At 64.3% G+C, this 20,394-nt stretch carries 13 protein-coding genes; 5 read left to right on the forward strand and 8 right to left on the reverse strand.

Annotation, left to right across the window (positions count from 1 at the left end):
* Nucleotides 1–8: 8 nt before the first annotated feature.
* The 6 genes from AC5QPF_RS09475 to AC5QPF_RS09500 are packed head-to-tail and all read right to left on the reverse strand — an operon-like array spanning nt 9 to nt 6,826.
* A complete protein-coding gene (locus AC5QPF_RS09475; RefSeq protein ID WP_494962966.1) occupies nt 9–1,628 on the reverse strand; it encodes a BatD family protein in 1,620 nt (539 codons plus the stop codon).
* Complete coding sequence (locus AC5QPF_RS09480; protein ID WP_494962967.1) at nt 1,625–3,349, reverse strand: VWA domain-containing protein; 1,725 nt, start codon at nt 3,347–3,349, stop codon at nt 1,625–1,627. The genes AC5QPF_RS09475 and AC5QPF_RS09480 overlap by 4 nt, the downstream gene beginning before the upstream one ends.
* The gene (locus AC5QPF_RS09485; protein ID WP_494962968.1) at nt 3,346–4,434 is read right to left on the reverse strand and encodes a VWA domain-containing protein; all 1,089 of its coding nucleotides are present in this window, start codon (nt 4,432–4,434) and stop codon (nt 3,346–3,348) included. The genes AC5QPF_RS09480 and AC5QPF_RS09485 overlap by 4 nt, the downstream gene beginning before the upstream one ends.
* Nucleotides 4,427–4,921 (reverse strand): DUF4381 family protein, encoded by a 495-nt coding sequence (locus AC5QPF_RS09490; protein ID WP_494962969.1) that lies wholly within the window; start codon nt 4,919–4,921, stop codon nt 4,427–4,429. Before AC5QPF_RS09490 ends, AC5QPF_RS09485 begins: the two co-directional genes overlap by 8 nt.
* Nucleotides 4,918–5,862, reverse strand: a complete 945-nt coding sequence (locus AC5QPF_RS09495) for a DUF58 domain-containing protein (protein WP_494962970.1) — start codon at nt 5,860–5,862, stop codon at nt 4,918–4,920. The genes AC5QPF_RS09490 and AC5QPF_RS09495 overlap by 4 nt, the downstream gene beginning before the upstream one ends.
* A gap of 4 nt (nt 5,863–5,866) precedes the next feature.
* Complete coding sequence (locus tag AC5QPF_RS09500; RefSeq protein WP_064303528.1) at nt 5,867–6,826, reverse strand: AAA family ATPase; 960 nt, start codon at nt 6,824–6,826, stop codon at nt 5,867–5,869.
* A 282-nt stretch (nt 6,827–7,108) separates the two neighbouring features.
* On the opposite strand from AC5QPF_RS09500, the gene AC5QPF_RS09505 reads away from it, so the two are divergent.
* Nucleotides 7,109–9,739, forward strand: a complete 2,631-nt coding sequence (locus AC5QPF_RS09505; RefSeq protein ID WP_494962971.1) for an RHS repeat-associated core domain-containing protein — start codon at nt 7,109–7,111, stop codon at nt 9,737–9,739.
* Between the two features lie 12 nt (nt 9,740–9,751).
* On the forward strand, nt 9,752–12,409 hold the full coding sequence (locus tag AC5QPF_RS09510) for an RHS repeat-associated core domain-containing protein (protein ID WP_494962972.1): 2,658 nt from the start codon (nt 9,752–9,754) through the stop codon (nt 12,407–12,409).
* 5 nt (nt 12,410–12,414) lie between these two features.
* Here AC5QPF_RS09510 and AC5QPF_RS09515 read toward each other — a convergent pair whose 3' ends face one another.
* Nucleotides 12,415–12,768, reverse strand: coding sequence for a hypothetical protein (locus AC5QPF_RS09515; RefSeq protein ID WP_494962973.1), 354 nt, complete (start codon nt 12,766–12,768; stop codon nt 12,415–12,417).
* 340 nt (nt 12,769–13,108) lie between these two features.
* Between AC5QPF_RS09515 and AC5QPF_RS09520 the strand changes: the two genes are divergently transcribed.
* The 3 genes from AC5QPF_RS09520 to AC5QPF_RS09530 all read left to right on the forward strand — a co-directional run bounded on the left by AC5QPF_RS09520 (nt 13,109) and on the right by AC5QPF_RS09530 (nt 19,221).
* Nucleotides 13,109–17,974, forward strand: a complete 4,866-nt coding sequence (locus AC5QPF_RS09520; protein WP_494962974.1) for an NAD-glutamate dehydrogenase domain-containing protein — start codon at nt 13,109–13,111, stop codon at nt 17,972–17,974.
* Between the two features lie 393 nt (nt 17,975–18,367).
* Nucleotides 18,368–18,670 carry a DUF3077 domain-containing protein gene (locus tag AC5QPF_RS09525; RefSeq protein WP_494962975.1) on the forward strand — a complete coding sequence of 101 codons (303 nt, stop codon included), beginning with the start codon at nt 18,368–18,370 and terminating at the stop codon, nt 18,668–18,670.
* Nucleotides 18,671–18,888: 218 nt separating this feature from the next.
* A complete protein-coding gene (locus AC5QPF_RS09530; RefSeq protein ID WP_494964148.1) occupies nt 18,889–19,221 on the forward strand; it encodes a DUF6998 domain-containing protein in 333 nt (110 codons plus the stop codon).
* Here the strand turns inward: AC5QPF_RS09530 and AC5QPF_RS09535 are convergent.
* Nucleotides 19,174–20,274, reverse strand: coding sequence for an SRA domain-containing endonuclease (locus AC5QPF_RS09535; protein WP_494962976.1), 1,101 nt, complete (start codon nt 20,272–20,274; stop codon nt 19,174–19,176). The genes AC5QPF_RS09530 and AC5QPF_RS09535 overlap by 48 nt on opposite strands.
* Nucleotides 20,275–20,394: the final 120 nt, after the last annotated feature.

Consider the following 20,394-nt stretch of genomic DNA (forward strand, 5'->3'; position numbering starts at 1 on the left):
TCGACATCCTATTTGGGATAGAGCGGCGGCAAGCTGCCGTTATCACCCTGGGCCGGCTGCGTCTGCTCCGCCGCCGGAATGGTGCTGATTGCCCGCCACAGGTCTTCACCCTGCCAGTACTGCCCCGCCTCGCTGTACAGCGCACTGTTCAGTCCATCCAGCGCATCCGACAACGGCACGAAGCGCGCCGCCATGTCCGCCAGGGTCTGTGGCTGCTGCCGGGCCCAGGCGTCCAGCGCCTGGCGCGTGGCCTGCGGGTCGTTGGCCTGGCAGGCGCGCTTGAGGTCGTCCAGCAGCGTGCGCGGGCTCGGTCCGGCCTGGATCGCCCGCGCCACCGCCGGCTGCGAACGGGCTCGCCACCACAAGGCAAAGCCGGCCAGGGTGGTCAGCGCCAGAATCAGGGTGCTCAACTGCCACGGCCAGAGCAGCGCATTGCCCCGATCCGTCGCCACGCTTGGCGTCTCCGCGCTCAGCGCCGGGTTGTCCTGCACCGTCAGCCGATGGGCCGGCAAACTGCTGTGTTCCAGATGGTCCTCGCGGGTGTTCCACCAGGCGATTTCCAGACTCGGCAGCTCCAGGTTGCCGCTGTGGGTCGGTACCAGCGCTTCTCGTTCCTCGCGACTGCCGATCAGACCGCGCTCGTCGATCTGGTTGCGCAACTGTGGCTGGTCCGGATACCGCCGCAGGCCAGTGATTTCGGTGCCCGGCAGCGGCGTCAGCTGAGTGCTGGACAGCCCCTCGGCCTTGACCGTGACGCCACGGGTCAGCGAATCGCCGATCTGGATCGGGCCCTGGCCCGGGTCCGGGCTCCAGTGTTCTTCCAGGGTCACGCTGCGCGCCGGCAGCCACGGCGCCCCGGCCGGATAGCTGGCGGGAATCGGCTTGACCTGCAACGGCAGCTCCCGCGAACTCACCCGCACCTGGCTGTTGCCGGCCGCATTGGGGCTGTCGCTGTCACCCCCGGCGCTGGTGGCGCTGAAGGTCAGCGACGGCACCGTGACCTCGCCGCTGTGCTGCGGGTACAGGGCGTAGCGCATCTCGATGACGCCATGGCGGATGCCGTTGATCAGCTTCTCGTAGGTGCGCGACTCGCCCAGTGGCTCGATCTTCACCCCCTCCAGTTGCAACGGGCTGAGGCTGCTGTCGTCGTACAGCGACACCGAGTGGTAGATGCGCAGGGTCAGCACGGCCTGGGCCTGCACGTAGACGCTGTTCTGGTCGAGGCTGGCTTCGACGAACACCGGGGCAAGCAGGGTGGTCGGGGTGTCTTCGGCGGCCTGCACCTGGAGCTGGATCGGCTCGCTGTGCAGTTCGCCAAGGTGCAGCGCGGGGATTTCCAGAGTGCCGGCGCGGCGCGGCATCAGGGTGACGACCCAGCGGGTGGTTGCTTCGTTCTGCCCGTCGAGGGTGTTGAGGCTGTTGAGCTGGCGCGTTCCGCGGACTTCGAAGTCGGCCTGCAAGGGCGTCAGGTCCGGCTTGCCGAACTGGGTGACGTCGCGGATTTCCAGGGTCAGCTCCAGGGTTTCCGCAGTGCTCAGCTGGCTGCGGTCGACGCTGGCCAACAGCCCTTGGGCCTGGACCTGCAAGGCGAAGAAAAGACAGAAGACGAAGGCGCAAACGCGGCTCATCGATGGGTTTCCTGAAGTTGTTGCTGTTCGTACCAGAACTTGCGCCGCAGCAATTGTGAAGGATTGTCGGGAATCTGCCGCAGCCATTGTTCCAGGGCCTGGCGCTGTTCGGCGTCCAGGGTGCTGCCAGTGGGGCGCTGCGGCGGCTGGGTGACGGATTCGTCGTCATCGCCGTTGGCATTCTGCGGCGCCTGGGTGTTGCTCTGTTCCTGGGTGTCGCGGGGCTCCTCGCCGGGTTGTCCGGCTTCGTTCTGCTCGCTGCTTTGCTGTTGATTGTCGCTGTTGTCGCCAGGAACCGGCTGGCCCGGCTGCTGCGGGTTTTCCTGTTGCGGTTCCTCGGGCGGCGGTGTCTGTTCCTGCTTGCGTTGTTGCAGCAGTTGTTCCACCAGGGCCTTGTTGGTCAGCGCCGGTTGCAGGTCGGGCTGGCGTTCCAGGGCTTCCTCGTAGGCATCCAGCGCCGCTTCCAGTTCTCCGCTGCGGGCCAGGGCGTTGCCGCGGTTGTAGTGGCCGGCGGCGCTGTCGTCGAGGGCGAACTGGCGGGCAGCCCCTGCGAAGTCTTCGGCCTCGTAGAGGGCCCAGCCTTTCCACTGCGGGTCCTGGAAGTGTTTTGCCGCTTCCGCCGGGCGGCGCTTTTCCAGCAGGTGCTGGCCCTGCTGATCGGGGCGCCGCCACAGGTCGCTGAATTCGAAGGCGTACGACGGTTGCGGCAAACACAACAATAGCGGCAGGCAGAACAACCAGCCACGCCGTCCGGCGCAGGCGGCGAGCAACAGCAGCGGCAGCAGCAGCCAGTAGCCCTGGTCGGCCCAGGTATCCAGCTGCACGGTCTGGCCGTCGTTGGTCAGCGCTTTTGGCTTGTCGAACAGGCCCAGGCCGCGCAGGTCGAGGTCGTCGATGCGGGCATGGCGGTAGCGGCCGCCGAACTCGGCGACGAAACGCTTGAGGCTGGAGCTGTCCAGTTTGGGCATGAGGATGTTGCCGTCGGTGTCCTTGAGCAGTTCGCCGTTGGCTTGCTTGACCGGCGCACCTTCGGCACTGCCGACGCCGAGCATCAGCAGTTCGGGGCCGTTGCGGCCCAAGGCCTGTTCGATGCCCTGGCGTTCCTTGTCATCCAGCGACGAGGCGATCAGCAGCAACCGGCCCTGGCCCAGCGCGCCCTGAGCGAGCAGGGCCAGGCCTTTGCGCACGGCCAGATCGGCGCGCTGCCCGGGTTGCGGCATGATCCCCGGTTCCAGCGCTTCCAGCAGGTTGCGGCTGGTGCCGAGGTCGTCCGACAGCGGCACCAGGGTGTGGGCGCTGCCGGCGTAGACGACGATGGCGGTCTGGCTGTCGCGGCGGTGTTCGAGCAGGTCGAGGATCTTGCGTCGTGCCTGTTCCAGACGGGTTGGCGGCGTGTCCTCGGCCATCATCGCCGGGGTCAGTTCAAGCAGGATCACCAGCGGGTCGGCAGGGCGCTGTCGGGTTTCTTCCAGACGCTCCCAGCTCGGTCCGAGCAGGGCCAGCACGCCGAGCAGCCAGGCCAGGCCGAGGGCGACCCAGGGCAGCTTGCTGTCGTGGCCGCTGCCACCGCCGAGCAGTACGTTATGGAAGGCCGGCGGCAGGATCATCTGCCAGCGCCCGGCGCGTTTCTGCCGGTGCCAGAGTTTCCACAGCAGCCAGCCGAACAGCGGCAGCAACAGCAGCCACAGCGGACGCATGAAGTGCGGCAGGATCTCGTTCATCGACGCCTCCGCAGGCGCAGGCGCTTGAGACGCTGGCGCCATTCCGGGTGCGGCTGGAGGAAGTCAGGGCGGCGCAACAGGCGCTGGAGCAGGCGTTGCAGCAGGTGGTCGGGCCAGCGTTCGCGGATCACCAGGACGATGCTCAGCAGCAGCGCCGCGGCCAGCGGCCAGGCGTACAGGGGTTCGGCGGTACGGGCCTGTGTCGGTTGCTGCTCCACCGGTTCCAGCAGGTCGAGGGTGTCGCCAATGGCCTTGAGCTCGGCACCGTCGCGGGCGCGGAAGTATTCGCCATGGGTGATCTGGGCGATCTCGCGCAGCGAGGCTTCGTCGAGGTCCAGGCTCGGGTTGAGGCCGAGCTGGCCCACCGTGCCGCTTTCCTCGGCGCTGGCGCCGATGCCGATGGTGTAGATGCGGATGCTTTCCTGGGCCGCCAGGCGCGCGGCGGTCAGCGGGTGGATCTGCCCGCCGTTGTTGGCGCCGTCGGTGACCAGGATCAGCACGCGGCTGTCGGTGGGGCGCTGGCGCAGGCGTTTCACCGCCAGGCCGATGGCGTCGCCGATCGCCGTGTTCTTGCCGGCGATGCCGATCTGCGCGTCATCCAGGAAGTTGCGCACGGTGCGCCGGTCGAAGGTCAGCGGAGCCTGCAGGTAGGCCTGGCTGCCGAACAGGATCAGGCCGACCCGGTCGCCTTCGCGTTGCTGCAGGAAGTCGCCGAGCAGGTCCTTGACCAGGGACAGGCGGCTGACGTCCTCGCCGTCCCAGCTCATGTCGGGGAAGTCCATGGACCCCGAGACGTCTACCGCCACCAGCAGGTCGCGGCCGCTGGCAGCCACTGGCAGCGGTTCGCCGAGCCATTGCGGGCGCGCGGCGGCGCACAGCAGCAGGAGCCAGACCAGCACGAACGGCGCCTGCTGGCGCCAGGTCGGCAGGTTCAGGCGTGCGCGGCGTCCGGCCAGGCCTTCCAGTTCATCGAGGAAACTGACCTTGAGCACCGGCTCGCCGCTGTCTGCCGCTGGCAGCAGCAGGCGCGCCAGCCAGGGCAGCGGCAACAGGGCGAAGATCCACGGCCAGGCCAGTTCAAACATGCTTGCGGATCCAGGTTTCGACCGCCTGGTTGAGCCCGGCAATGGCCTTGTCGTCGAGGCGGCATTCAGGCTTGTAGGTGCCTTCCACCAGCACCATCCAGCGGGTCAGCCCGGCGGCCGGGCAGCGGTTGTCGAGGAAGGCCAGCCACTTGCGGCCATTGAGGGTGTGGCTGTTGCTGTCCGGGTAATGGTTGCGGCACAGGCGTTTGAGCAGAGCGTTGATCTGCTGCAGCCAGGCACCGGCCGGTGCGCCGTCGTAGGGCTTGGGCAGTTGCGCCAGTTCGGCCAGGGCAGCGACGCGGATCGGGTCCAGCGGCTGTTCCGCCCGTGGCACCGGGGCCTGGCGTGGCCGCCAGTGACGCAGGCGCCAGGCGCCCCAGCCGAGCAACGGCAGGATCAGCAGCAGCGCCCACCAGCCCGGGGCAGGCGGCCAGGCGCTGATCGGCGGCGGGGCGATCAGCGGTTGCAGTTGCGCCAGGGGATTCATCGTGGTTTGCCCGCCCGTTGCGGATCGAGGTATTCGCGCAGTTGCTCGATCATCTCGCTCTGGGTACTGAGCGGCATCAGCACCACCCGCAGCTTTTGCGCGAGCATTTCCCAGCGTTCGATGCGTGCCTCGCTCTGCTGCCGGTAGCTCTGGCGCAGGTTGCTGTCCAGGGTGTCCAGCTCCAGTTGCGCGCCGCGCTGGGCGAAACGCAGCAGGCCGGCGGCGGGCAGGGCGTGGTCGAGGGGATCGGAGAGCGGCAGCAGGAGCAGGTCGCAATGCCGCGACAGCAGGCTCAGTTGCTGCTCGACGCTGGGATTCAGCGCCCGTTCGTCGCAGAGGATGATCGCCAGGCTGCCCGGGCGCAGCACTTCGCGAGCGCGGCGCAGGGCGTTGCCGAGGTTGTCGCCCTGGGGCACGGACTCGGTGTGCAGCGCCTGGTTGGCCCGGGTCAGGCGGTTGAGCAGTTGCAGCAGGCTCTGCTTGCTGCGCCGGGGCTTGATCTCGTGATGCTCGTTGTCGCCGAAGACCAGGCCGCCGATGCGGTCGTTGTGGCCCAGCGCCGCCCAGCCGAACAGCGCCGCAGCCTGCGCCGCCAGCACCGACTTGAACATCAGCCCGGAGCCGAAGAACAGCCGGCGGCTCTGCTCGACCATGATGAAGATCGGCCGTTCGCGTTCCTCATGGAACAGCTTGGTGTGGGGTTCCTGGGTGCGCGCGGTAACCCGCCAGTCGATGTTGCGCACGTCGTCGCCGGCCTGGTACACGCGCACCTGGTCGAAGTCCACGCCGCGCCCGCGCAGCCGCGAATGGTGCAGGCCGACCAGCGGGCTGCGCTGGCCAGGGGCGGAGAAGATACGGACCTCGCGCACCCGGTGGCGCATCTCGATCAGCTCGGCGAGGCTGACGCGGATGCCGGGGGCGGCCAACAGTTGACTGGGCATGGGTTCAGGCGACGGCGACGACGTCGAGGATGCGCTGGATCACCCGGTCCTGGTCGATACCGGCGGCTTCCGCCTCGAACGACAGGATGATGCGGTGGCGCAGCACGTCGAACAGCACCGCCTGGATGTCCTCGGGGCTGACGAAGTCGCGCCCGGCCAGCCAGGCATGGGCGCGGGCGCAGCGGTCCAGGGCGATGGAGCCGCGGGGGCTGGCGCCGTAGGCGATCCAGTCGCCCAGCTCGGCGTCGTACTTGGCGCCGTTGCGGGTGGCCATGACCAGTTGCACCAGGTATTCCTCTACCGCGTCGGCCATGTACAGACCGAGGATTTCCTTGCGCGCGGCGAAGATCGCCTGCTGGCTGACCCGGCGTTCCGGCTTGGTTTCGCCATTCAGCGCCTCGCCACGGGCCTGGGACAGGATGCGCCGCTCCACGGCGGCATCGGGGAAGCCGATCTTCACGTGCATGAGGAAGCGGTCGAGCTGGGCTTCCGGCAGCGGGTAGGTGCCTTCCTGCTCGATGGGGTTCTGCGTGGCCATCACCAGGAACAGCGGCGACAGCTCGTAGGTACTGCGGCCGACGCTGACCTGACGCTCGGCCATGGCCTCCAGCAGGGCCGACTGGACCTTGGCCGGGGCGCGGTTGATTTCGTCCGCCAGCACCAGGTTGTGGAAGATCGGGCCTTGCTGGAAGACGAAGCTGCCGGTTTCCGGGCGATAGATCTCGGTGCCGGTGATATCGGCCGGGAGCAGGTCGGGGGTGAACTGGATGCGGTGGAACTGCGCTTCGATACCGTCGGCCAGTTCCTTGATGGCCTTGGTCTTGGCCAGGCCGGGGGCGCCTTCGACCAGCATGTGGCCGTCGGCCAGGAGGACGATCAGCAGGCGCTCGACCAGTTTTTCCTGGCCAAGGATCTGGGTTGAAAGAAAGGTGCGCAGCGCGATCAGCGCTTCACGGTGTTCCATCGTCGACGGTTCCTGGGATGAAGCCCGGGGCTGGGGTGCAGCGGCCGGGCAGAGGCGGATACTTTAATCCATCCGGGGGGTCGCCGACTAACGGTGGCGGGGGAAATTCTTCAGGACATGGCGTTGTGCGATGCCCTGTAGGCGCAGGCAAGCCAGCTCCTACACAACTGCGTTGCCTCGAGATGTGGGTGTCTACGCACGGGCCTACCTGACATTTCTGCCAGTTGGCCGTTGTCGGCGGGCGCGGTACAACCGTGGTAATCAGCCGGCGGAGCCTATTCCATGAGCGGTTCGGTGCATGTCCATACGCCGCATTTGCAGGCGCTCGAAGGGCGCGGACTGCCGGTGCGCGAGGTCGACTATCACCGGGCCCAGGCCGGGCAGGGTGCCGAGCGGCAGGTCACCCTCAGTCGTTTCGATGCCAGCGCCAGGCAGCGGCGGCAGTGGGATGCGCGCCAGTCCGAGCGTCTTGGGTCAAGCCAGCGGCAGGTGGAGAGCCTGTCCGGCACGCTCCTGCTCAGCGAAAGCCCCGATGCCGGATGGTCCCTGATCTTGCCGGGAGACGCCGGGCAGGCCGTGGAGCGCTGGGACACCCGGGGCAGTCACTGGCTGTCTGGGTATGACGAGCGGTTGCGGCCGCTGGTCGTGAGTGAGCGGGTGGGCGGCGAGCCGGTGCGGGTCTGCGAGCGCTTCGCCTATGGCGAGGCCGGGAGTAATCGGCGTGGGCGGTTGGTGCGTCATGATGACAATGCCGGTAGCCGTCTGTTCATGGCTTACAGCCTGGTCGGCCAGGCCAGTGCGCAGGTCCGGCATTTCCTGCGCGCCCTCGATCTGCCGGACTGGCCCGAATCCCTGGCCGAGCGCGATGCCCTGCTGGAGTCGGGTGCGGGGGCGGCCAGTGCCGTCAGTCATGGTCCCTTGGAGGACGTGCTGGCACAGGTCGATGCGCTGGGCCACTGTCAGCGGTTCACCTTCGACCTGGCGGGCCAGTTGGCGACCTTGACGCTGGAGCTGCCCGGCCGCGCGTCACAGCCCTTGCTGAGCGATGCCCGTTACGACGCGTTCGGGCGGATCGAGACGCAGACATTGGGCAATGGCGTGGCCAGCATCGCCGGGTACGATCCTGCCGACGGGCGCCTGCGCCAACTGAAGGCGCGGCGCCCGGGCGAATCTGCGCTGCTGGACCTGCAGTACAGCTACGACCGGGTCGGCAATGTCCTGCGCATCGAGGACCTGACCCAGTTGCCAAGCCATTTCGCCAACCAGCGGGTCGATGGCGTCAGTACCTTTACCTACGACTCCCTGTCCCGACTTATCGAAGCCACGGGCCGCGAAGCCGCCGGGGCGCTGATCGGCCCCGGCCTGCCGGACCTCGCGCCGTCCCCCGGCGACACCAGCCGCCTGCTCAACTACCGCCAGCACTACGCCTACGACGCCAGCGGCAACCTGCTCAGCCTCGAACACCTCGGCCAGCAGGGCTATACCCGGCGCATGGCAGTGGCGGTGGACAGCAATCATGCCTTGCCCTGGGAGGACGATGTCGCGCCTGAGGACCCGCGCAGCGGCTTCGACGCCAATGGCAACCAGTTGGATCTGCTACCCGGCCAGCCGCTGCGCTGGAATGCACTGAACCAGTTGCACGCGACCCGACAGGTGGCCCGGGACAGCGCTGCGGATGACGAAGAGCACTATCGCTACGGCGCCGATGGCCTGCGGCTGCGCAAGGTGGTGACGCGCAATGTGGCGGGGCGCATGCGTCAGGCCGAAGTGCGCTATCTGCCGGGGATGGAGTTGCGCAGCCGTGAGGGTGAGGAACTGGCGGTGATTACTGCCCAGGTTGGACTTTGTGCCGTGCGCTGTCTGGTCTGGACCACAGGGCAGCCCGAGGAGGTCGAGGCACCGCAGGTGCGCTACAGCCTCGCGGATGTGATGGACAGCAGCGCGCTCGAACTGGATGGCGAGGGTCGGACCATCAGCCACGAAGGCTATTACCCCTTCGGTGGCACGGCCTGGTGGGCGGGGCGCTCGGCGCTGGAGGCGGGGTACAAGGTGCGCCGGTATGCGGGCAAGGAGCGGGATGTCACGGGGTTGTACGACTATGGGTTGCGGTATTACGCGCCGTGGTTGATGCGCTGGATCAGTCCGGATCCGGCGGAGGATGTGGATGGGCTGAACCGGTTTGTGATGGTGGGGAACAATCCGGTGACGTCGAGGGATCGGCAGGGGTTGGTGGGTGAACGGAAGCAGGCCATTCCCTCGGCAGAAGTACGCCGGAAATTCGTGATCGATCATTTCAGCCATGAGGTCGAGGGCAACATGGTTCGCTCCAGATATGTCGACCATGAATTCAATGAAAGCGTGTTCGTCAATACCTATGACCCTGACGGTTGGCTGATGGAACACAACTTCAAGAAAACCGAAACGCATGGGTTCTTCGCCAGTGACGTGGCACTCCGTCAGCTTGAACTTGTGTATGGCAGCCTGGAAAAGGTACCCCGGCCTGCATTCATCATGCGTCAAAATGTCTCCAATAATGCAGCGTGGGATGCACTTGTCGGATTAGAAAGTGGCTCTGCGGAGATGACGCGGGCATTTTTCGAAACAGTCAACGGAAAGACCACCCGGTACCTGATGGAAAGCATGAAGCTCGAAGCCAGCACGGTGACCATGGATCTTGTTCCTGGAATCATCAAAAAACGGATGTACTTAACCGTTCATATCGCCTCGTCTACGCCGTCGGTTGCTGAGGGCATCGAGCCGTTGGCCAGCTCAGGGGCGAGCGTCGCGGACACCCTCAATGTGCCTGACGGGCAGGTGCTGGATGCTCTGGCGGAAAAAGATGAATGGATCAGTTTTCCCGTAAGTGACGAACTGGTGATACGTCATATGAAGAAATACGAAACCTCGTTGTAGTGGATTGTCCATTTGAACGGATCAGTCCACACCCACACCCCGCGACTCAAGGCGTTCGACAGTCGCAGGCTCGCCCTGCGCGAGGTCGATTACCACCGTGCAGAGCCAGGGCCAGGCGCTGAACGGCGGATAACCCTCAGCCGCCACGATCCGGCCGCGCGGCATCACGTGCAGTGGGATGCAAGGCTGTTCGAACATATCGGGCAGGGTGCCCAGGCCAGCCAGCGACAGCTGTCGAGCCTGACGGGCAGGGTCTTGCTGGACGAAAGCACCGATTCCGGATGGCAGCTTGTGCTGCTGGGTGATGCTGGCCAGACCTGCGAGCGCTGGGATACCCGGGGCAGTCACTGGCAGACGGCCTTTGACACCTGTGTCCGTCCGCTATGGATCCGCGAGCAGGCTGCGCAAGGCACCCCGCGGGTCGCGGAGCGGTTCACCTATGCCGTCGAAGCGGGTGCCAATGGTCGCGGCCGTCTGTGCCGCCACGATGACGAGGCCGGTAGCCGGCGCGTGACGGGCTACAGCCTCAACGGCGAGGAGCGGAGTGAAACCCGGCGTTTTCTCGCCACGCTGGACCTGCCGGACTGGCCAGAGGACGCCACTGCGCGGGATGCCCTGCTGGAGCCCGGTGCAGGCGCGGACACGACCTTCGTTTACGGCCCACTTGCCGGGCAACGCCTGGAAAGCATCGATGCCCGGGGCAATCGCCAGGTGTTCCGGCACGCCTTGAACGGCAAGCTGTCCAGCCTGACCCTCTGCCTGGCGAACGGTACGCAGCAGCCGATCGTCAGCGGCCTGCGCTATGACGCTCAGGGGCAAGTAGCGACGCAGACCGCCGGCAACGGTGTGGTCAGCCAGGCGCAGTTCGATCCCGCCAATGGTCGCCTGCAGCGCTTCAGCGCCAGTCGCCCGGGTCGTTCCCTGCTGCAGGACCTGCACTATCACTACGACCCGCTGGGCAATGTGCTGAAGATCGAAGACCGCAGCCAGGCGGTGGTTCACTTCGCCAACCAGCGGGTCGACCCGGTCAGCACCTTCCGCTATGACTCGCTCAGCCAGTTGGTCGAAGCCAGCGGGCGTGAGGCTGCCGGGGTATTGGCCGGGCCCGGCCTGCCGGAGCTGACGCCCGATCCCGGCGATACCAGCCGCCTGCTCAACTACCGCGAGCACTATGACTACGATGCCAGCGGCAACCTGCTGTCGCTGCGCCACAGCGGCCAGGCCTGCTGGACGCGAACCCTGCACGTGGCCGCTGACAGCAACCGCGCGCTGCTGGCACCGGGTGATCCGGCGCAAGGGTTCGATGCCAACGGCAACCTGCGCGAATTGGCCCCCGGCCAGCCATTGCAATGGAACGCCCGCGACCAGTTGCACGGGACCCGCCAGGTGGCACGGACGCAGGCGGGCGATGACGATGAGCACTATCGCTATGGTGGTGATGGCCAGCGCCTGCGCAAGGTGGTGTCGCGGCGTGTGGCCGGGCGCCTGCAGCACAGTGAAACCCGGTATCTGCCGGGGCTCGAGCTGCACACCCGGCAGGGCGAGGCGTTCGTCGTGGTGACGACCCCGGATTGTCGCTGCCTGTACTGGGTCGAAGGGCAGCCGGACGGCATCGAGGGGCCGCAATGGCGCTATTGCCTGCGCGACCTGCATGACAGCAGCGGCCTGGAACTGGATGGCGAGGCGCGGATCATCAGCCACGAAGGCTATTACCCCTTCGGTGGTACGGCCTGGTGGGCGGGGCGCTCGGCGCTCGAGGCGGACTACAAGACCCACCGCTACTCGGGGCGCGAGCGCGATGGCAGCGGGCTCTACGACTATGGCCAGCGCTACTACGCGCCGTGGCTGGCACGCTGGATCAGTCCGGACCCGGCCGGGGATGTGGATGGGCTGAACCGCTACCGCATGGCGCGCAACAATCCGCTGACGCTGAAGGACGAGTCCGGCCTGTCACCCACCTACAAGGGCGGGGTGGTCAGTCGACATGATGAAGGCGCCATCGAGGCTCGTGAGGTTCGTCGCAAGTTCGTCGCCGAGCAGTTCAAGCACAAGTTGCTGGGTGATGGGATGGTGGGGTCGCACTGGTTCGGGCCGGATGGCAACAAGAACGAGTTCGTCAATTCGTTCGGCGAGGAATGGACCTTTATCCACAACTTCAAGCGAACGGCGACCGACCTGTTCTTCGCCAGCGACGTGGTGGCCCATCAATTCGCCCTGGCCTCCGGGGCCTACGAGCTGGACGGGCGGCTACCGTCGCGGATGGTGCGGGAAAACGTGGTCAATGTGCCAACCTTGTCCGCTTTAGAAGACTTGCCGAGTGGCTCGGAAGCCATGAAAGAGCAGTTCCTGGCCAATACGCCGCTAGGGATATTTACCCGGCATCTACTAGAGGAATTCGGCATGAGCGCGACCAACGTCAGCATGCAGCCGTTATCGATGAACCGGGCGGGCGAAGCGAGGGCCGGGCGGGTCGCGGTCGCCCAGGTCAACATCGACATCCAGGCCGAGGCGCCCGAACCGAAGCCGTTACCGAGCCCGATCGAACCGCCTCCACCGGAGGAGGCGGTTCGTCTTCATGCGCTGTTTCCAGCACCGCCTGGCGAGCATGACGAAGGGCTTGGGGCGCAGGCCCTCCTGGCGCTACCAGTCATCCGCCGCGCTCATCGATAGAATGCTCAGCGCTCGCTGACGAAAGTCCCGATATCCTTGAGAATCACTTTCAACGCCTGCTCCACTTCATCCAGGTCACCCAGCGCATTCTCCAGGCTGATCTCCAGCACATCATCGCCACCAAACAGGTCGGTAGCACCCGGCGCCGTCTCGATCCGCAGATGGGTAGCACTCAGCGTCACCTTGATATCCCGCAGGGTGTCGCCTTCCTCGTCCAGCATCAGGTCGATCTCGGTCTCCTCGGGGTAGCGGCTCATGATGAACAGCTCGCCATTGCTGCTGTTGCTGCCCAGGGTGGCGAGGTTGTCTTCTTCGTCGTCGGCCGGGTTGGCGAAGATCAGCGCGGAAGTGAGTTGCATGGCGAAGCCCGATACAAGGAATTGAAACGCCAGTGTGCCAGCGTTTGCCTGCGGGATGAAATCTCCGGCTGCACCTCGTTGTCCGAATATGTCGCAGCGCTGCAAGCAGGGGCGGGCGGGCAGTCGTTAAGCTGCGCTGTCGATGGACATCCGTAAAGACGCAGTCGCCCCGCGCCAGTGGTCTTTGCAGAGGTCCATCCCGGTGTGACCGTTCGGTCAGCCCGCCGCTCTTTAAGCATTTCCCCGCCGCCTTGCCCGACATTGACTATGGTTGATGCGGGATAAAGCGGACACGCGCGACGCTTCATCCAAAAAACAAAGCCCAAGCGGAGTACCACAGATGGCGTTTTTCACCGCAGCCAGCAAAGCCGACTTCCAGCATCAACTGAAAGCGGCCCTGGGGCAGCACATCAGCGAACAGGCACTGCCACAAGTGGCGCTGTTCGCCGAGCAGTTCTTCGGCATCATCTCTCTTGACGAACTTACCCAGCGGCGCCTGTCCGACCTGGTCGGTTGCACCCTCTCTGCCTGGCGCATCATCGAGCGCTTCAACCACGACCAGCCCCGGGTCAACGTCTACAACCCCGATTACGAGCGTCATGGCTGGCAGTCGACCCACACTGCCGTGGAAGTCCTGCACCATGACCTGCCATTCCTGGTGGACTCGGTCCGCACCGAGCTGAACCGCCGCGGCTACAGCATCCACACCCTGCAGACCACCGTGCTCAGCGTGCGTCGCGGGGCCAATGGCGAACTGCTGGAAATCCTGCCCAAGGGCACCCAGGGCGAAGGCGTCCTCCAGGAATCGCTGATGTACCTGGAGATCGACCGTTGCGCCAACAACGCCGAACTCGGCGTGCTGACCCACGAACTGACCCAGGTGCTGGCCGAAGTGCGCGTCGCCGTGGCCGACTTCGAGCCGATGAAGGCCAAGGTCCGCGAGCTGCTGGCGCTGGTCGAGCAAACCCCCTACGCCGCCGTCGAAGGCGAGAAGGCCGAGGTCAAGAGCTTCCTTGAATGGCTGGTGGGCAACCACTTCACCTTCCTCGGCTATGAAGAGTTCGTGGTCAACAGCGATGCCCAGGGCGGGCATCTGGTCTATGACGAAAACTCCTTCCTCGGCCTGACCCGCCTGCTGCGCGCCGGCCTCACCGCCGAAGACCTGCGCATCGAAGACTACGCCGTCGCTTACCTCAACGAACCGCTGTTGCTGTCCTTCGCCAAGGCCGCCCACCCGAGCCGCGTGCACCGTCCGGCCTACCCGGACTACGTGTCGATCCGCCAGCTGGACGCCGACGGCAAGGTCATCAAGGAATGCCGCTTCATGGGTCTGTACACCTCGGCGGTGTACGGCGAAAGCGTGCGCCAGATCCCGTACATTCGCGACAAGGTCGCCGAAGTCGAGCGCCGTTCCGGCTTCGATGCCAAGGCCCACCTGGGCAAGGAACTGGCCCAGGTCCTCGAAGTGCTGCCCCGCGACGACCTGTTCCAGACCCCGGTGGACGAGCTGTTCAGCACCGTCATGTCCATCGTGCAGATCCAGGAACGCAACAAGATCCGCGTGTTCCTGCGCAAGGACCCGTACGGCCGCTTCTGCTACTGCCTGGCCTACGTGCCGCGTGACATCTATTCCACCGAAGTGCGGCAGAAGATCCAGCAAGTGCTGATGGAGCGCCTGAAGGCCAGCGACTGCGAGTTCTGGACCTTCTTCTCCGAATCCGTGCTGGCGCGCGTACAACTGATCCTGCGGGTCGATCCGAAGAACCGCATCGACATCGACGCCAGGCAGCTGGAAAACGAAGTGATCCAGGCCTGCCGCTCGTGGCAGGACGACTACGCCAGCCTTACCGTCGAAAGCTTCGGCGAAGCCCAGGGCACCAACGTCCTGGCCGACTTCCCGAAAGGCTTCCCGGCCGGCTACCGCGAGCGCTTCGCCGCGCACTCGGCGGTGGTGGACATGCAGCACCTGCTCAACCTGTCGGACAAGAAGCCGCTGGTGATGAGCTTCTACCAGCCGCTGACCCAGACCGGCAAACAGATCCTGCACTGCAAGCTGTACCACGCCGATACCCCTCTGGCCCTGTCCGACGTCTTGCCGATCCTGGAAAACCTCGGCCTGCGCGTGCTCGGCGAGTTCCCGTACCGCCTGCGCCACAGCAATGGCCGCGAGTTCTGGATCCATGACTTCGCCTTCACCTACAGCGAAGGCCTGAGCCTGGATATCCAGCAGCTCAACGACACCCTGCAGGACGCCTTCGTCCACATCGTCAACGGCGACGCCGAGAACGACGCCTTCAACCGCCTGGTGCTGACCGCCGGCCTGCCATGGCGCGACGTTGCCCTGCTGCGTGCCTACGCCCGCTACCTGAAGCAGATCCGCCTGGGCTTCGACCTCGGCTACATCGCCAGCACCCTGAACAACCACACCGACATCGCCCGCGAGCTGACCCGGCTGTTCAAGACCCGCTTCTACCTGGCGCGCAAGCTCACCAGCGAAGACCTCGAAGACAAGCAACAGCGTCTGGAACAGGCGATCCTCACGGCGCTGGACGACGTCCAGGTGCTCAACGAAGACCGCATCCTGCGGCGCTACCTGGACCTGATCAAGGCCACCCTGCGCACCAACTTCTACCAGCCGGACGCCAAGGGCCACAACAAGTCCTACTTCAGCTTCAAGTTCAATCCCAAGCTGATCCCCGAACTGCCCAAGCCGGTACCGCGCTTCGAGATCTTCGTCTACTCGCCACGGGTCGAAGGCGTGCACCTGCGCTTCGGCAACGTCGCCCGCGGCGGCCTGCGCTGGTCGGACCGCGAGGAAGACTTCCGCACCGAAGTCCTGGGCCTGGTAAAAGCCCAGCAGGTGAAGAACTCGGTCATCGTGCCGGTGGGCGCCAAGGGCGGCTTCCTGCCCCGTCGCCTGCCGCTGGGCGGCAGCCGTGACGATATCGCCGCCGAAGGCATCGCCTGCTACCGCATCTTCATCTCCGGCCTGCTCGACATCACCGACAACCTCAAGGACGGCGGCGTCGTGCCACCGGCCAACGTGGTCCGTCACGACGAAGACGACCCGTACCTGGTGGTCGCGGCGGACAAAGGCACCGCCACCTTCTCCGACATCGCCAACGGCATCGCCATCGACTACGGCTTCTGGCTCGGCGACGCCTTCGCCTCCGGCGGTTCCGCCGGCTACGACCACAAGAAGATGGGCATTACTGCCCGTGGCGCCTGGGTTGGCGTGCAGCGGCACTTCCGCGAGCGCGGCATCAACGTGCAGAAGGACAACATCACCGTGGTCGGCATCGGTGATATGGCCGGTGACGTGTTCGGCAACGGTTTGCTGATGTCCGAGACCCTGCAACTGGTCGCGGCCTTCAACCACCTGCACATCTTCATCGACCCGAACCCGGATGCCGCCAGCAGCTTCGCCGAGCGCAAGCGCCTGTTCGACCTGCCGCGTTCGGCCTGGAGCGACTACGACACCAGCATCATGTCCGAGGGTGGCGGCATCTTCCCGCGCAGCGCGAAGAGCATCACCATCACCCCGCAGATGAAGGAACGCTTCGCCATCGAAGCGGACAAGCTGACCCCGACCGAACTGCTCAACGCCCTGCTCAAGGCCCCGGTGGACCTGCTGTGGAACGGCGGTATCGGCACCTACGTCAAGTCCAGCGAAGAAAGCCACGCCGACGTCGGCGACAAGGCCAACGACGCCCTGCGGGTCAACGGTGACGAACTGCGCTGCAAGGTGGTGGGCGAGGGCGGCAACCTGGGCATGACCCAGCTCGGCCGTGTCGAATTCGGTCTCAATGGCGGCGCCACCAACACCGACTTCATCGACAACGCCGGTGGCGTGGACTGCTCCGACCACGAGGTCAACATCAAGATCCTGCTCAACGAGGTTGTGCAGGCCGGCGACATGACCGAGAAGCAGCGCAACCAGCTGCTCGGCAGCATGACCGACGAAGTCGCCACGCTGGTGCTCGGCAACAACTACAAGCAAACCCAGGCCCTGTCCCTGGCCGCACGTCGCGCCAAGGAACGCATTGCCGAATACAAACGCCTCATGGCCGACCTCGAAAGCCGCGGCAAGCTCGATCGCGCGATCGAATTCCTGCCGTCGGAAGAGCAACTGGCCGAACGCATCGCCGCCAACCAGGGCCTCAGCCGTGCGGAACTGTCGGTGCTGATCTCCTACAGCAAGATCGACCTCAAGGAAGCGCTGCTCAAGTCGCTGGTGCCGGACGACGACTACCTCACCCGCGACATGGAGACCGCGTTCCCGCCGTCGCTGGTGCACAAGTTCGCCGACGCCATGCGCCGTCACCGTCTGAAGCGCGAGATCGTCAGCACCCAGATCGCCAACGACCTGGTCAACAACATGGGCATCACCTTCGTCCAGCGGCTCAAGGAGTCCACGGGCATGAGCCCGGCGAACGTGGCCGGGGCCTATGTGATCGTGCGGGACATCTTCCACCTGCCGCACTGGTTCCGTCAGATCGAGGCGCTGGATTACCAGGTGCCTGCGGAAGTGCAGCTCACCCTGATGGACGAACTGATGCGCCTGGGCCGTCGTGCTACGCGCTGGTTCCTGCGTAGCCGTCGTAACGAGCAGGACGCTGGCCGTGACGTCGCCCACTTCGGCCCACAGATCGCTGCGCTGGGCCTGAAGCTCGACGAACTGCTGGAAGGCCCGACCCGTGAGCGGTGGCAGACCCGCTACCAGAGCTTCGTCGAAGCGGGTGTGCCGGAGCTGCTGGCGCGGATGGTGGCCGGTACTACGCACCTGTACACCCTGCTGCCGATCATCGAAGCCTCCGACGTTACCGGCCAGGAGCCGGCGAAGGTGGCCAAGGCGTTCTTCGCAGTGGGTAGTGCGCTGGATCTGACCTGGTACCTGCAGGAGATCAGCAACCTGACCGTGGAAAACAACTGGCAGGCGCTGGCTCGTGAGGCCTTCCGCGACGATATCGATCTGCAGCAGCGGGCGATCACGATTTCCGTATTGCAGATGGCGGATGCGCCGGAGGATATGGATGCGCGGGTGGCGTTGTGGATGGAGCAGCATCGGGTGATGGTGGAGCGGTGGCGGGCGATGCTCGACGACCTGCGTGCCGCGACTGGGACTGACTACGCGATGTATGCGGTGGCTAACCGGGAGTTGGTGGATCTGGCGTTGAGTGGGCAGTCGGCGGTTTTGCCTTCTTGATGTAGTTGTGTGAAATGAAGAGGCCCCGGCAGAGATGTCGGGGCCTTTTCATTTAAGGGGTTCAAGTGTCGTATGGAGGTACAAAACTTCCTCTTGGTCCGGCTTTCTTGTAGGCAATTTCCCAAGCATACTTCCCCGCGTTAGTTCTCGTTGCGCTCCTTGGAAACGCTGCCTAGGCTGCACCGGTCGTTGCATTGCAATGACAGGCTTTGACAGGCCTGAAGACCGCTTTTCGAGGAGACGCCAACCGCTATGGCGGCTGTGCGTGTGGGCGCCTTCGGGCGCGCCAGGTTTTTCTCCTCATGGTCCCTGGTCTGTCAACCCGCGCACAGTTGCCACCTACCTGTTTGACAGCCGGTTCGTGGCACATCCTGTTAGACCGAGGAGAATGTCATGAAGAAGATTGTTCCTGATCCGCCGAGGATCACCACCGTTCATACCCGTTTTAGTGCCTGTAATGACAGTCATAAGCCGTTATTTGCGGTTTGTGAGGGCGTCGATATCGAGGATGCGCTTGTGCATCTTTCCATGACGTTGAGGTCGGCGTTTGAGACCAATGTGCAGGTTTGTGAGCAGGTTGACCGCGGTGTGGGTGGGTTGGCTTGGGCGACTTATCATTCGCTGGAGATTGGGTTGGCGTTGGTGGAGTCGATGTTGGGTGGGTTGGCGGGGGAGGAGGGGCGGAGGGTTAATTAGGGGAGTTGGGCCGTGTGAGCGGCCCATTTTCTTTTTTGGGTTTACTTGATGGCTCGGAGTCAATGGCGCCGGGGTCATCTGAACCGCCGTCCATACATGCTTTAGTCTCCCCGCTGCAGGAGGGATGCCCTGGAAAACCGTTCACGCTGAGTGGCCGTCTCGTCGGTGATATCGGCAAGGTGGTTGCGGGCTTGGCCTAGCTGGCGCTCAACGAGGGGCTGACGAAGCACCATAACGCGGTCTGTGACGATGGACGCAATGTCCAGATTAAGACTACGTTCGGTATGAGCATTACGTTTCCGGTTCACCACGTACCCGATTACTACCTGGGTATTCGGATGAACCGTGACGGTACGTTTGAAGAGATTTACAACGGGCCGGGACATCTCATCCACCAGCAACTGGCTGGACGCAGTCCGACCCGGACCGGGCTGTATGGTGGACTCATGCCGAGGAGGATCGGATGGAACACCGCTGAATATGCATCAGCGCTTGTGATCAGCTCACTCTGGCTCGATGGCTTGCAGCCGTTCCTTGAGCTGTTGGTTTAGTGAGACTCCATTTATACCAGAATGGATTTCCCGGTGGCAGTTTGGGCAGATCGCTCCGACGTACCGTGGATGATCAAGGCCGCCATCGGAAAGGCGATTTACGTGATGGGGTTCCAGATAGGCTTTACCGTCTTTCTTCAAGAACGGGGCTGGCTTCAAGCAGCATTCGCAGACCCCGTCGGCTCGCATCAGTACGTAGTGAGCAACCTTCCGGCTACGCTGGTAAATCTTCCTTGGCGCAGATTGGCCGGGTTCGGTTGTTCCAGGTGTGCAGGCGGCGATTGCTGCCTGTCGGGCAGCTTCCAGCGAACTCGGGAGGTTTGCCTCTTCCTCTATATCAGCTTCGCTGATTTGCTCTGAGCTGCCGTCGCGCACCAATCGGAATACGATGGCCGAACGTTCTTCCTTCAGCTCATCGAGCTGAAGCTCCCGGAAAGTGTCCGCGCAAGAAAACTCTCCTTCGAACCGGTAACCATTGCTTTTACCCAAGGACTTGAAGAGGTAGAGCGCACGCCCAGTCTTCGCATGTTCAGCGATGGCTAGGTTGTTACGGTCGAGGGTCATAGGCCCGCGCTTGCCTTCGCCGGTGTAGAGATACGTTGAATTGTCCTCATCCCACTGGTCGGTGTATCCGTACTGTTTGCCGGTTTCTCCAGAGAAAATGAAAATCGCGGGATAGTTTTTAGATACGGATATTCCGGTGCGGTGGTTGCCGCCAAAAAGGCCGTGTATCTCGGTTTGGCGGTCGTAGGTTGCTCCTACTTGAAACTGTAGGGTTGGCTGAGCTGCATTTCGTGGAAGCTCTGTTACCACGAAGTCACGTTTTTCGAGATAGCTGTTGGTTTGGTAACCGCCTGAAAACAGACTGACCGGAACTCCTGTTGCGAGAGAGACGATTTTCTTCGCTGGATACAGTGTGCCGTCCACATCAATCGCGTAGAGGTGGGACTGGTTTTGTTCCCACGTTTGCCACTCTTGATGGCCTCTGAACTCTGCGTCAAAAACCTGCATGGCGCTGACGATTGCTTCCCTGGATACCGCTTTGATTGCCACGAGTGCAGACCTTTTTCGCTGAGCTGTGTAGGAAATTTCCTATCGTGGCGAAAATGGGTACACGTTTCAATGTGGGTGATGGCTTGGTGCTACTGATTCGGTAGGGGGGAGCAGGGTTTC

The sequence above is a fragment of the Pseudomonas sp. Con_6 genome, from assembly GCF_059379395.1.

Bases quoted from the DNA above. Each gene is read 5' to 3' on its own strand.
- AC5QPF_RS09515 (WP_494962973.1), bottom strand. From the start codon at position 12,768: ATGCAACTCACTTCCGCGCTGATCTTCGCCAACCCGGCCGACGACGAA.
- AC5QPF_RS09480 (WP_494962967.1), bottom strand. From the start codon at position 3,349: ATGAACGAGATCCTGCCGCACTTCATGCGTCCGCTGTGGCTGCTGTTG.
- AC5QPF_RS09500 (WP_064303528.1), bottom strand. From the start codon at position 6,826: ATGGAACACCGTGAAGCGCTGATCGCGCTGCGCACCTTTCTTTCAACC.
- AC5QPF_RS09475 (WP_494962966.1), bottom strand. From the start codon at position 1,628: ATGAGCCGCGTTTGCGCCTTCGTCTTCTGTCTTTTCTTCGCCTTGCAG.
- AC5QPF_RS09520 (WP_494962974.1), top strand. From the start codon at position 13,109: ATGGCGTTTTTCACCGCAGCCAGCAAAGCCGACTTCCAGCATCAACTG.
- AC5QPF_RS09495 (WP_494962970.1), bottom strand. From the start codon at position 5,862: ATGCCCAGTCAACTGTTGGCCGCCCCCGGCATCCGCGTCAGCCTCGCC.
- AC5QPF_RS09525 (WP_494962975.1), top strand. From the start codon at position 18,368: ATGAAGAAGATTGTTCCTGATCCGCCGAGGATCACCACCGTTCATACC.
- AC5QPF_RS09505 (WP_494962971.1), top strand. From the start codon at position 7,109: ATGAGCGGTTCGGTGCATGTCCATACGCCGCATTTGCAGGCGCTCGAA.
- AC5QPF_RS09485 (WP_494962968.1), bottom strand. From the start codon at position 4,434: ATGTTTGAACTGGCCTGGCCGTGGATCTTCGCCCTGTTGCCGCTGCCC.
- AC5QPF_RS09490 (WP_494962969.1), bottom strand. From the start codon at position 4,921: ATGAATCCCCTGGCGCAACTGCAACCGCTGATCGCCCCGCCGCCGATC.